The organism is Companilactobacillus paralimentarius (assembly GCF_963227125.1).
Classification (GTDB): domain Bacteria; phylum Bacillota; class Bacilli; order Lactobacillales; family Lactobacillaceae; genus Companilactobacillus; species Companilactobacillus paralimentarius.
This window is the reverse complement of record NZ_OY724131.1, coordinates 2,447,254-2,459,967: the sequence shown is the minus strand read 5'-3', so window position 1 is coordinate 2,459,967 and position 12,714 is coordinate 2,447,254. Positions and strand designations below refer to the sequence as shown.

Genomic DNA, 12,714 nt, shown 5'->3' with positions numbered 1-12,714 from the left:
CTTAAAGTACATCTCTAATTGTTGGCAAATGTTGGCAAATGTTAGCAAATGTTAGCAAATGTTAGCAAATGTTAGCAAATGTTGGCATAAAAAATTAACTATCTATTTTGAAGTTGCTCACTTGAACATAACTAGAATATTAATATAAATATTTAATTTCTCACGGTCGAAAATTCGACATTACTAGCATTGTGGGACGCAAAAAGTGGCGCCCCAATTTGTGGGATATGTTTCAAAAAAGTATGCAACTTTTAATAAAAATGGGTGCACCCTAAATCCAAAAAGGTTGCACCCAAAATCGTTGATGAATTAGAGGCAAATGGTGAGCTTAATGATAAGCAAAAACTGTTCTGCCTCTTTTATTTACAACGTTTCAATGCTACTTGGGCGTATCAAAAAGCCTATGAGGTTGGTTATGAGTCAGCCATGGTTAACGGATCTAAAATGCTAAGAAATACTAAGGTTAAAAAGCAACTATCCATTTTGAAGGTAGTCGCACCCTCGCAAACCCTAACATAAAGAAACAGCAAGCGTCTGATCTCTATTTTGATGTAGCCGACATGCTGCCACTTTTGGCAGAAAGTAATTTATTAAAACAACTGTACCTTATGTACGCCTGTAATAACGCTCCCTTTGATTAGTAACGCTCCTATTGGATAGGTTTACTGATATTCATGTAGTATCATACGTACCAAGGCATTAGGAACACATTAAAGAACGTTAAGGGATGTTAGGACATTAAAAATTTTGAAACTAACACGGATATATAAGGAGGATAGCTGAAAATTGCGCAACCCTCTAAGCTCAAATAAAAATTAAATGTTGGAAAATGTAGGAATTAAATTTTACATTTTGAGGTTGCTAGATTGAATCTAAGCAGTAAAAAGATGTGCGCAATTTTGCGCAGATGTCTTTAGTATTTATGCTGTGTACTTTGAGTACATAGCATTTTTATTAGGGAGTACTAAAGGTACACCCTTGTTCATTAATTAATTTAGATATTAAAAAAGCCATCACAGAATTGTGATGACAACCGCCCGACCAGTAATATTATTATTTTAAATTGACTACCAAATTGACTACCATAAAGTTATTATTTATTGATTCTTAAAAATACTAAGAAAAATAAAAAACCAGTCATATCAAGGCTTTTAAGCCTCGTTATAACTGATTAAAAGTAAGCTAGTGGGTGGTTGGGGGATCGAACCCCAGACCCACGGATTAAGAGTCCGTTGCTCTGCCAGCTGAGCTAACCACCCATGGAATTTAATTGATTGATAAGTTGTTTCCCTCTCAACCAACGAGATATATCTTACCATAAGCTCCAAATTTATAGCAAGTACTTTTTTAAAAAAAGTTCGAAAAATTTAAGGTAGCTTTATGGGGATTTTGTTTTAATGGTAAATAACTAGTATAATAATTGTGTCAAGGAGATATAAAATGGCTAAAAAAATTCTAGTAGTAGATGATGAAAAACCAATTTCCGATATTGTTAAATATAATTTGGAAAATGAAGGCTACGAAGTCATAACTGCTTTTGATGGACAAGAGGCTTTAGATAAGGTAGATGAAGATAATCCAGATTTGATTTTACTAGATCTAATGCTTCCAGTTATTGATGGTCTTGAAGTAGCTAGAACTATCAGAAAAACTAAAGATACTCCAATCATTATGTTAACAGCTAAGGATACTGAGATTGATAAAGTCATTGGCCTAGAACTTGGGGCTGATGATTATGTTACAAAACCATTCTCAAATAGAGAGTTAGTTGCACGTGTTAAAGCACGTCTTAGATCACAAAGTCATATGCAGAGTGATGATAAGAAGACTAGTGAAATTAAAATCGGTGATCTAACCATCCTTCCCGATGCATATACAGTAACTAAAAATGGAAAAGAAATTGAATTAACACACCGTGAATTTGAGTTACTACATTATTTAGCTCAACATATAGGACAAGTTATGAAGCGTGAACACTTACTTCAAACCGTTTGGGGATATGATTATTTCGGTGACGTTAGAACAGTTGATGTTACCGTAAGACGTTTACGTGAAAAAATTGAAAATAATCCTAGCCAACCAGAATGGTTAATGACCAGACGTGGAGTTGGATATTATTTGAGAGATCCTGATGGAGAATAGAGAGGGCGGAGCAAGGGCGCTCAGCCTCCGAGGAGTTGCCCTTACGGAACCCGTTTGCAGCAGCATAAGCAAATAAATCATAGAATGAAAAACAGCAGTTGCAAATAAATTGAACCAATAATACAACTCTCAAAAGAAATCGAATAATTTCATCATTGAAAATAAAAATAAAATAAAGAAACTGATTGGCATATAAAAATGTCAGTCAGTTTTTTTGTTATCTGGATAGCTGTATAATATAGCTAAGTCTGTATTGTTTAGGTGGAAGTATTGTGAAAAATAGATTTGCTTTTTTACATTCAATTAATTTTAAAATCGGATTATCTTTTATCTTGATTCTTATAGTCACAATTGAAATCATTGGGGCCTATTTTGTACGTCAATTGGAAGATCAGAACGTGGCAAATTTTGAAACTTCTGTTTCTATTCCAGCGTACACACTGAATCAAATTTCAGAAAATTTGACTGATAATGATGATCATACGCGTGATAATATCAGTAATGCAATTCAAGATTATTCGCGAGTTAGTACTGATATTACTGACGTACAGGTTATTGATCGAAGCGGAATTATTGTAGGGGCCAAGGATTCCGAAAGTAATAGTATTATTGGTACGCAAACTTTGAAGGATAATATCAAACAAAGTATTCGGACTGATAAGAGAATTACACAGATTTATTACGAAAGAGATAATGGTAGTTCTTACGAATCGATAGTACCGGTGACATCTCCAGATAATAGTACAGTTGTGGGAGCAATTTATGTTCGTGCCAGTATGGAATCAGTTTATACCGGTATTAATAACATTATTTTGATCTTCCTAACGGCTTCACTAGTGGCTGGACTTTTAGGTGCTGTGATCGCTATTTTCATTTCCCGAGCAATTACCAGACCAATCGATGAAATGAAGCAACAGGCTGTTCGTATGGCCGAAGGAGACTATTCTGGTCAGGTTCGTGTTTATTCGCCTGATGAGTTAGGACAATTGGCTATGGCTGTTAATGACCTGTCGGTTAAAGTCGAAGAAGCGACCGAGAATTCGGAATCCGAACGACGAAGGCTGGATAGCGTTTTGACACAAATGTCCGATGGTGTTATCGCGACAAATCGTCTCGGTAACATAACGGTTATTAACGAAATGGCTCAAGAATTTTTGGATAAAGATGAAGATGAGGCCATTGGTCAACCATTAGTTGATATTTTGGGGATTAAAGATCGGACGAGTTTTGACGATTTGTTGGAGAACCCTGATCCGATGGTAATTGAAACTAATGATTCGAATGAAGATTATGATGATGCCAATGGTGACAACTCATTGATTTTGAACGCTGATTTTTCATTGATTCAAAGAAACAGTGGCTTCATTAGTGGTATGGTTTGTGTTCTACATGATGTCACTGAACAACAAAAGATTGATAGTGAGCGTCGTCAGTTCGTTTCCAACGTTTCTCATGAATTGAGAACACCGTTGACTAGTATCAGCAGTTACATTGATGCTTTGAATAATGGTGCTTGGAAAGATCAAAAATTGGCACCACAGTTCTTGGGTGTTACTGCCGAGGAAACTGATCGTATGATCCGAATGATCAAAGATCTATTGAGTTTGTCACGAATGGATCAAGGTCGTTCGAAATTGGACAAAGAATTAGTTAACTTTAACGAATTCTTCTCATATATTCTGGATCGTTTTGATATGATGTTGAAAAAAGAGAAGGCTGATGCTAAAGAAAATGGTTCTAAGATTGCCAAGAATTATCGAATCAAACGTATTTTTACTAGCAAAGATTTGTGGGTGGAAATTGATACTGATAAGATGACACAGGTAATTGATAATATTATGAATAATGCTATCAAGTACTCACCAGATGGTGGTGTTATTACATGTCGTTTATTGGAAACTAATAAGCATATTATTATTAGTATTTCTGATGAGGGATTGGGTATTCCTAGAAAAGATATCAAGAAGGTCTTCGAGCGTTTCTATCGTGTTGATAAAGCACGTTCTAGAAAACAAGGTGGTACTGGACTTGGACTTTCTATCTCCAAAGAAATTGTTGAACAACACAAAGGTAGAATTTGGGTAAATAGTGCCGAAGGTAAGGGATCAACGTTCTACATTTCCTTACCATTTGACCCTAACGAGACAGGAGGAGAATGGGATGAAGTTTAGTCGCTTGATCATTCAGATCTTATTAGTCATTGCCGTTATAACGAGTATCGTACTCTCATTCTTTATATGGACGAATACAGCCCGTTATCAACGAGGACGCAATATCGACGTTACGTCGACACAATCGAACAAAAATGAAGTGCCAATCAACCAAGTTATTAGTGCCACATCAGTAATTTGGCATGATGGTCAGGATCAAAAGTTAATTTATAACAGTAACGATAATATTGCTTTAAGTATTCAGAAGATTATGCAAGATTGGAAAATTGATAGTCCTAAATTGGTTTCCAAAAAAGATGGCGCCTACTATCAAAAGGTTATTCAATCGAAGGATGTTATTCAATTAGTTTATCCAACTTCAGTTTCAACTAGTATTTTGGGTTATTTGCTCAATAATAATAGTTTGCGTAATGACAAATCATATTCGTTCAATCGAATCTTGATCAACTTGAAAGATAAAAAAGATAATAATATCTATTTAGCTAATGATAGTAATTACGCTGTTTACAAGGCTCCGGTTAGAAATGCAACATCAAAGCCTATTTCTAAATTAATTAAAAAGTCTAATATCAATTTGAAAATTCGTCTAAATATTATGAAACATGGTGTTTTCACTTTCTATACGGAACCTATCAAATTGAAATCTTACTCGTATGTTGTTAGTAGTAAAGATGATGGCGAGTATACAACAGCTTTATTTGATTCAAATACCAATGGATTGGTAACATCTGAGGACAATGGTGTTTACACTTATAATTATGGTGAGTCTAAGCGTTTGGTTTCAGATCATAATTCTGGTGAATTGAGTTTTGAAGATTATACAGATACATCTGTTCCTAAGACACAGTTGGCTTTCTTGCAACGTGGTTATCAGAAGGTAGTTAATCTTCAAAATTCTATTTCTAACCTGCGTTTATACAGTTCCAATTGGAAAGAAAAAAATCTTGTCTTCAGAGAATATGTTGAAGGATTCCCTATCTTTAAGAAGAGTGAATTCGGTTCAATTAAGATTAAATTCAGCCGTAAAGGTAGTACAGAACATTTCTTAAATAAAGTACTAGAAGTCCCAGTTCCTTCAGATCAGGCCTCAACTAAATTGAAATCAACAAGTGATATTTTCAAAGGCCTTGAAAAATCAGGTTATTCACCCAACGATGTCCAAGATATTGAAGTTGGATATCAATGGGAAAGTGAGGCCGATAATGAAAAAGTTGTCGATTTGAAGCCAACTTATTACATTAAGATCGAAAATCATTGGAAACCATATAGCGATTGGGCAAATGAAACTGCGGAGGATGAATAGATGGATTTTAGAAGAATTGAAGCAATTTTCTTAATCGTTTTTTTCTCATTAGATATCTTTTTATTCCTATCTTTTCGAAACAGTCAACAGTTAGTCAGCAGTTCCAGTACTAATACTTCAACCGTTACAGAAATGAGAAAACGCAATATCAGTTTTGGAACTTTAGATACCAAGAATGGTAGTGCTTATTATTTAGGTTCGCAGCCAGATAATTCTTTGGCTCAAAACGTTAATAAGTTGCGTAATCAAGAAGTTCAGTATGACGAAACTAGTCGTAAACTCACAAGTAGTTTAAACAGTACTATTGCCGTTACAACTGGAGACAGACAAAAAGTAATGGATAAGTTCATTAAGAAAGATTCAAATGTGTTGTTTGGCAGTGATTATAAATACGCTCCACAATTATCGACGACTTCACAAATGGTTTATGTGGGAACTTCCAAGTTAGGTGAAATTTATGATAAGACTTGTCAGCTGACCTTTACAATTGAAAGTGGTCGGGTTGTTAGTTATACTCAAACTCATGTTAAGTCGATGATTATTTTGCACGAAAGCCAAACAATCAAGAGTGAAAAAGAAGTTATTACTAATTTGTATGCTAATTCCGAAATACCAAATAATTCCAGGATTTCTTATGCTAACTTAGCATATACGAAGTTATTGGTAGCCAAGAATAGCACTATTTACATTCCAGTTTGGTTTGTAACGATTAGAAATAAAGATAGTAAAGTTAGTTCTATTAAGAAGGTTAATGCCTTTACGGGCAATATTATAAAGAATTCAGCAAATGGAGATAACGGTTACAATGCCCAATGATGATAGTTTAAAAATTAGTGTGCTTGCTAGCAGCAGCTCAGGTAACGCTACATATATTGAAACTCCGAAACATCACGTTTTAGTCGATGCAGGTCTTTCAGGTAAAAAGATTAAAGAGGCGATGGAGAGTATCGGTAAAGATATTAATACCGTTGATTCATTGTTTGTGACACATGAACACACGGATCATATTAAAGGTGTCGGTGTTTTAGCTAGAAGATATAATCTGAACGTTTATGCCAATCAAAAAACTTGGCAAGCAATGTTGCCAAAAATCGGTAAAGTACCTGAAGATGAAATCAATGTCTTTGAACACAATAAGATTATGTCTTTAGATGATTTAGATATTGAAAGTTTCGCCGTTTCGCACGATGCAGCTGATCCACAATTTTATAAGTTTTATCATAATGGTAAAGAATTCGTTATTTTAACTGATACTGGTTATGTTTCTGAAAGAGTTCAAAAGACTATTGAGAATGCCGATGGCTATTTGTTGGAATGTAATCATGATGTAGAAATGTTACGCGAAGGCTTTTATCCATGGCCATTGAAGCAAAGAATTCTTAGTGAAAAAGGTCATCTTTCAAATGAAGATGGTGCTCACACGTTGATGGACGTTATTGGTAATAATACTAAACAGATTTATTTAGGCCACTTGAGTCATGAAAATAACACTAAGCAAGTCGCTCGTACGGAAGTTACACAAGTTTTGGAAGATCACGATTTTGCGGTTGGACATGATTTTAAAATCAACGATACTGATCCGGCTGTGGCTGATCCGTTGATTGCATTGTAGAATTTTATAAATAAATCATATGTGGTTCATAATTTTTTCATAATTGAAAGTTATATTATAGATAAAAAATATGGGGAGTGAATAATTACATGAATAACGATGAAAAAAAAGACAAATCTGAATCAAGAGTAGAAGAAAAGAAGCGTAGTTCTAATGGCAAGGAATCTAGCAACAATTCTTTACTTAAGACAGGAATTTTAGCTTTTATTTCTGCCGCTTTAGGTGTTGTTATTGCCTTCGCAGGGTTCACTTACTTCGGTGGTAGTAATAACTCCTCAAACTCCGCTGCAGTTGGAAATACTGCCGGTACGACTCAAGTAAGTAATACTAAAGTGAACACTTCTAGTTCAATGTCAGGTGCTTATAAGAAAGTTAATGGGGCGGTGGTTTCCGTAATTAATCTTCAAAAACAAAAAGAACAATCCAGTAATGGTGATATTTCATCCATTTTTGGCGACTTGTTTGGCGATAGTGGAAGCAGTGACAGTAACTCTTCTGACAATTCACAATCAAGTGACAGTAATTCTTCAGATTCCAATTCATCTGATTCTAGTTCAAGTTCTTCTAATAGTAGTAAGTTACAAGAATACAGTGAAGGATCAGGTGTGATCTATGCTAAACAAAATGGTAAAGGTTATATTGTAACTAATAACCACGTTGTTTCTGGATCAGATTCTTTGGAAATCATTCTTGAAGATGGTACTAAGGTTTCCGCTAAATTGGTCGGTACTGATTCTACAACTGACTTAGCTGTATTGGAGATTCCTGGTAGTAAAGTACCTGCTACAGCTTCATTTGGTAACTCAGATAACGTAACACCTGGGGATCCAGTAATCGCTATTGGTTCACCATTAGGTAGTGAGTATGCTACAACAGTTACCCAAGGTATTATTTCAGCAACAAATAGAACTGTAACAACTCAAGATCAAAATACTGGACAAGCTACTGGTGAAGCAACTGTTCTTCAAACCGATGCTGCTATCAACCCCGGTAATTCAGGTGGTCCATTGGTTAATGCTGCGGGACAAATTGTTGGTATCAATTCAATGAAATTGGCTTCAAGTACTGATGGTTCATCAGTTGAAGGTATGGGCTTCGCCATTCCAAGTAATGAAGTAGTTAAGATCATTAATCAATTGGTTGAAAATGGTAAGGTTGAAAGACCTTCATTGGGTATCAAAGTACTTGACCTAGATCAAATTACAGATGATTCACAATCAAGCTTGAAGTTACCAAGTAGTGTAACTAAGGGTGTGGTGGTCTATAGTACAACAAGTGGTTCTGTAGCTAAGGCCGCTGGTATGAAGAAATACGATGTGATCGTGAAGTTGGGTGATAAGGACGTGAAGTCTGTTGCAGACTTACATACAGCCTTGTACTCACATTCAGTTGGCGATACCGTAAATATTCAATACTATCGTAATGGTAAATTGAATACGGCCAAAGTACACTTAACAAAGAAAACATCAGATTAATGAAAAAAGGCGTGAAAACGGACAAATGTCAGTTTCACGCCTTTTTTTGAACATTTTTTTAAATATATTAAATTTTCTTCGGTAATAAGAAAGACTAATCAACAGGAGTTATCCACAAGTGTGAATAAAATGTGTAAAAGTCGATAAAAAAGTGATAGAACGTTGTAGAAAAGTTATCCACAATTTTACACACAGCTGTTAATAACTTTTAGCTATACAAAATATCTATTGACTAAAAGGCCTTTATACCAGCTAGAAACGTTGTTACACAAATTCAGACAAACTTTTATTTTTCGGTGCAAAAATAAATTGTCATGATAATTCGGATTTTAGAAATCATTTGGCAATTAACTGATAGTTTCGTATGATATTTAATTGAGGAGATTTATTAATTATGAATATAAAAATGGTTACCGTTGGTAAGTTAAAAGAAAAGTATTTTAAAGCGGGGATTGCTGAATATGCTAAGCGTTTGGGAGCTTTCTGTAAATTTCAAATAGTAGAATGCCCTGATGAGAAGGCTCCAGAAAATCTTAGTGAAGCTCAGGATGAAAAGGTTAAACAAATTGAAGGTGAACGAATATTAAGCAAAATCAAAGATAAGGAATATGTGATCTTACTTGATTTGCGTGGTAAAGAATTAACTTCAGAAGAAATGGCTAAAAAAATCGACGACTTATCCACATATGGAACAAGTGATATTACTTTTGTCATCGGTGGTTCACTTGGAGTTAGTCCCGAAGTCACAAAACGAGCTGATTATAGTGTTTGTTTTGGTAAATTCACTTTGCCTCATCAATTGATGCGTTTAGTTTTGACCGAACAAATTTATCGTTCATTTATGATTATCAATCATCGTACATATCACAAATAAAATTACGCAAGAGTGGCTCAAAAATGAGCTGCTTTTTTATTAAGAATTTATTTTGTTTTTGGGTAATATATTGTTAATAAAAAATTTCCTCCTAGAATTAAAGTTGAATAAATAAGTACTCAGATAATTTCCTTTGGGGATGTAGATAATGAAAAATAGTAAAAAGATTTTAGCAGCTTCTGCTGTAGCAATTATGTTAGCACCAGCCGCAATTTCCGCTCTTCCACAACAAACTGCCCAAGCTAGTGGTTTGGTTGGATTAGTAGGAACAATTAGACGTGATGGCGGACAAATCGTTGACGATAACGGTAATATCACTAAATCAACTTTGCCTAACTTTAGTTCATGGAAACTAGGTCAAACTAAGCAATTACGTGGCAAGACTTATTATCAAGTTGGTAACAATGAATGGGTTGCTTTTGACTCAATGGACATCGCTGAAAATGGCGTTAAGTTAAATGAATATGCATCTAACTACAATGCTGATGTTCGTAATGTTGCCACTGTTGGCGCTAATACAACTATCGTTAATAGTAATGGTCAAAATACCGGCCGTACTTTACCAAAGGGTAGCCAATGGCAATTAGGTGCTATCTCTACTATCAATGGTGCTGTTTACTATGAAGTAGCTACTAACGAATGGATTTCCGCTAGTTCTATTACCAATATGACTTCTAGTGATACAAGTAATCAAGCCGCTGGTAAACAAACTCAAACAACTACAAATACTTCAGCTAAAAAGATTGGAACTTTGAATTCTACAGCTTCAATTTATGGTCCTGATGGAAAACCAATGGGCATGACTTTGCCACAAGGTAGTCAATGGCAATTAGGTACCTTGATAACAGTCGGTAGTAAGAAAATGTATCAAGTTGCAACTAATGAATATATTGATGCTACTTTGGTAAATGTTAATGGACAAACTTCAACAACATCAACCACTGATACTGGTTCTAATGATTCAGTTGGAAAAATTGGAACAACTATTGCTAGAACCGGTATTGTTACCGCAGATGGAATGGAAACAAATATGACTTTGGCCCAAGGTACACAATGGAAGCTTGGTAAGACTATTAAGATCAACGGTACTTCCTTCTATGAAGTCGGAACAAACGAATATGTTGTTGCCAATAACTTAACTATTAACGGCAGCAATACGACTGCTTCAACTACAACAACACCTACAACATCAACATCTACTAATAGTGAAGTTAAAATAACTGCTAATCCTGATGCTGGTGAGATTGGTACAGCAACTGCTGAATTAGCTATTGTTAATGATGCTGGAAAGAGTACCGGAGCATCTCTTCCAAATGGCAGTCAGTGGAAATTAGGACGTATCATGAATGCTAACGGTATGATCTATTATGAAGTTGGTAACAATGAATGGATTCCAGCTAGTGATTTAACAATTACTAGATCAAATGGTTCAACTACTTCAACAACAAACAACACGACTACTAACACTAATACCAATACAGCAACAACTAACCCTGGCATTCCAACACCAGGTAATGGTTTAATCGGTACAACAACAGTTGCTCAAAAGACATATGATCCATCAACTAATACTTACGGACAAACCTTGCCAGTTAACACATCATGGAAGATTTCTAAGCTAGTTGTAAATAAATATGGTTCATACTGGGGCCAAATCTCATCAAACGAATGGGTTTGGATCACTACAGTTAGATTGAATAGTGGTCTTAACTTGAAGACATACGCTGTTAGTGAACCTGAATTTGCTGTAAAGATTAATAAATAATTATTGAAAGTATTATTCACAATTAAAAGGTTCGATGTGGAATTTAAAAATCCCTCATCGAACTTTTTATTTCTAAATAACTACATACAAGAGAGATATTCCATTGATCGTGGAGTTATAAACTACTAAATATCTTTTCCAAATAACTAAGAAGGAGTAATATGCAATTTTCTAAAAAAATTAAAATATGTAGGCAAAAAAATAAATTGACGCAAGAGAAATTTGCACAATCTCTTAATGTTTCAAGAAAAACCATCTCAGGGTGGGAAAATGGAAGAAGCTTTCCTGATATAACGACACTTATTAAAAATAAGTGATATGTATCATGTTTTTCTTGATGACTTAATGAAAGAGAGCAGTGGTGCAGAAGATTATTATCAGACACATATAAAGAATGGTATTAGAGCTCAAAAAAAACTACATTTTTATATTTATTGTTGCTGGTAAGCTTTATATTTCTTTTTATACAGTTCTTAACTAACTGGAAAATACCCTATCACTTGGTTATAATCATTCTTTTAATTTGCTTAATTTCTTACTTGGTTTCATATTCGAATGGATATGAATTTCACTCTTTGAAATATTTATTTAAATTTTTTTCTTATTTTATAGTATTCTTTGTTTTAAATAGTATCTTATTCGTAGCAACTGGGAACCTTGCAATCATCCAAAATATGTACTGGAATTTTGGGATTATAATTGGAGCAATTTTTCTTGATTTTCTACTTAGTATTACATTAACTACGCTTATTCTTTTTATTCCAGAAACAATTAAATCTAAACTTCGGAAATAGATGTCAACTGTTTGTAAAGACTTTTATTCCGATAATTGTTGTAATAAACTTTGAGAATTAAAAAAAGGTTCTAATCGTTATAACGATTAGAACTCTTTTTTTTATGGGCAATAGGATGTCTTAAATTCAGAGCCTCAATAAGTCTTTTTATAGTAGCTTGTTTATCTTATGTTTAGCGGAGGATAATAATGAAAAAAATTGATAGAGAGAATGAAATTAAAAATGCAAAATCACTTATTAGTGCATTAAATGATTTAATTATTAACAGAGAAGACTATCAACAGAAATCTGAATTAAGAGATATATCAGACGTTTTAGTCCAAGTAAATAAAACAATTGATATTAATAAGTATCCAGAAAGGTTATTAAGTAAATTGACGACTTTTATCTACAGTATGGGTCCTGCGGGGAAGATATATTTTCCAAAAAAAGAAGAGCAACTTATTGATAAAATAGCCGTAATTGCTCAAAAGTCTGGTAATACTGGTCTTTATTATTCAAGTTTTAATACAAAGTCTGACTTTTTTAATCAGTTATAATTTATAATATTCGGTTCAAGAAAAGGGTTTATACTACAT

General features: G+C 34.3%; 11 protein-coding genes and 1 tRNA gene. 11 read left to right on the top strand and 1 reads right to left on the bottom strand.

Annotation, left to right across the window (positions count from 1 at the left end; all coding sequences use genetic code 11):
- The first annotated feature begins 264 nt into the window (after positions 1–264).
- Positions 265–519, top strand: coding sequence for a terminase small subunit (locus ACI6PB_RS12110; protein WP_404327480.1), 255 nt, complete (start codon positions 265–267; stop codon positions 517–519).
- A 667-nt stretch (positions 520–1,186) separates the two neighbouring features.
- On the opposite strand, the gene ACI6PB_RS12105 is transcribed toward ACI6PB_RS12110, so the two are convergent.
- Positions 1,187–1,259 (bottom strand) — tRNA-Lys (locus ACI6PB_RS12105).
- Positions 1,260–1,440: 181 nt separating this feature from the next.
- On the opposite strand from ACI6PB_RS12105, the gene yycF reads away from it, so the two are divergent.
- The 10 genes from yycF (at position 1,441) to ACI6PB_RS12055 (ending at position 12,675) form a co-directional block, all read left to right on the top strand.
- Positions 1,441–2,142, top strand: coding sequence for a response regulator YycF (gene yycF / locus ACI6PB_RS12100; protein WP_054642603.1), 702 nt, complete (start codon positions 1,441–1,443; stop codon positions 2,140–2,142).
- A gap of 272 nt (positions 2,143–2,414) precedes the next feature.
- Positions 2,415–4,313: a cell wall metabolism sensor histidine kinase WalK gene (gene walK, locus ACI6PB_RS12095; protein WP_056955973.1), complete on the top strand. Its 1,899-nt coding sequence runs from the start codon at positions 2,415–2,417 to the stop codon at positions 4,311–4,313.
- Positions 4,303–5,616, top strand: coding sequence for a YycH family regulatory protein (locus ACI6PB_RS12090; RefSeq protein ID WP_404327479.1), 1,314 nt, complete (start codon positions 4,303–4,305; stop codon positions 5,614–5,616). The genes walK and ACI6PB_RS12090 overlap by 11 nt, the downstream gene beginning before the upstream one ends.
- Positions 5,617–6,432 carry a two-component system regulatory protein YycI gene (locus tag ACI6PB_RS12085; protein ID WP_025085804.1) on the top strand — a complete coding sequence of 272 codons (816 nt, stop codon included), beginning with the start codon at positions 5,617–5,619 and terminating at the stop codon, positions 6,430–6,432.
- Positions 6,404–7,228: an MBL fold metallo-hydrolase gene (locus ACI6PB_RS12080; RefSeq protein WP_227005313.1), complete on the top strand. Its 825-nt coding sequence runs from the start codon at positions 6,404–6,406 to the stop codon at positions 7,226–7,228. Before ACI6PB_RS12085 ends, ACI6PB_RS12080 begins: the two co-directional genes overlap by 29 nt.
- Before the next feature lie 89 nt (positions 7,229–7,317).
- Complete coding sequence (locus tag ACI6PB_RS12075) at positions 7,318–8,703, top strand: S1C family serine protease (RefSeq protein WP_404327478.1); 1,386 nt, start codon at positions 7,318–7,320, stop codon at positions 8,701–8,703.
- Between the two features lie 394 nt (positions 8,704–9,097).
- A complete protein-coding gene (gene rlmH / locus ACI6PB_RS12070; protein ID WP_025085807.1) occupies positions 9,098–9,577 on the top strand; it encodes a 23S rRNA (pseudouridine(1915)-N(3))-methyltransferase RlmH in 480 nt (159 codons plus the stop codon).
- Positions 9,578–9,725: 148 nt separating this feature from the next.
- Positions 9,726–11,342, top strand: a complete 1,617-nt coding sequence (locus ACI6PB_RS12065; protein ID WP_025085808.1) for an SLAP domain-containing protein — start codon at positions 9,726–9,728, stop codon at positions 11,340–11,342.
- A gap of 161 nt (positions 11,343–11,503) precedes the next feature.
- Complete coding sequence (locus tag ACI6PB_RS12060; RefSeq protein WP_081784542.1) at positions 11,504–11,659, top strand: helix-turn-helix transcriptional regulator; 156 nt, start codon at positions 11,504–11,506, stop codon at positions 11,657–11,659.
- Positions 11,660–12,324: 665 nt separating this feature from the next.
- Positions 12,325–12,675: a bacteriocin immunity protein gene (locus tag ACI6PB_RS12055; protein WP_309510647.1), complete on the top strand. Its 351-nt coding sequence runs from the start codon at positions 12,325–12,327 to the stop codon at positions 12,673–12,675.
- The last annotated feature ends 39 nt before the right edge of the window (positions 12,676–12,714 follow it).

Excerpts from the sequence above, each read along its gene's own strand:
- ACI6PB_RS12055 (WP_309510647.1), top strand. The coding sequence starts at position 12,325 with ATGAAAAAAATTGATAGAGAGAATGAAATTAAAAATGCAAAATCACTT.
- ACI6PB_RS12065 (WP_025085808.1), top strand. The coding sequence starts at position 9,726 with ATGAAAAATAGTAAAAAGATTTTAGCAGCTTCTGCTGTAGCAATTATG.
- ACI6PB_RS12080 (WP_227005313.1), top strand. The coding sequence starts at position 6,404 with ATGGAGATAACGGTTACAATGCCCAATGATGATAGTTTAAAAATTAGT.
- ACI6PB_RS12090 (WP_404327479.1), top strand. The coding sequence starts at position 4,303 with ATGAAGTTTAGTCGCTTGATCATTCAGATCTTATTAGTCATTGCCGTT.
- yycF (WP_054642603.1), top strand. The coding sequence starts at position 1,441 with ATGGCTAAAAAAATTCTAGTAGTAGATGATGAAAAACCAATTTCCGAT.
- ACI6PB_RS12060 (WP_081784542.1), top strand. The coding sequence starts at position 11,504 with ATGCAATTTTCTAAAAAAATTAAAATATGTAGGCAAAAAAATAAATTG.
- rlmH (WP_025085807.1), top strand. The coding sequence starts at position 9,098 with ATGAATATAAAAATGGTTACCGTTGGTAAGTTAAAAGAAAAGTATTTT.
- ACI6PB_RS12075 (WP_404327478.1), top strand. The coding sequence starts at position 7,318 with ATGAATAACGATGAAAAAAAAGACAAATCTGAATCAAGAGTAGAAGAA.
- ACI6PB_RS12085 (WP_025085804.1), top strand. The coding sequence starts at position 5,617 with ATGGATTTTAGAAGAATTGAAGCAATTTTCTTAATCGTTTTTTTCTCA.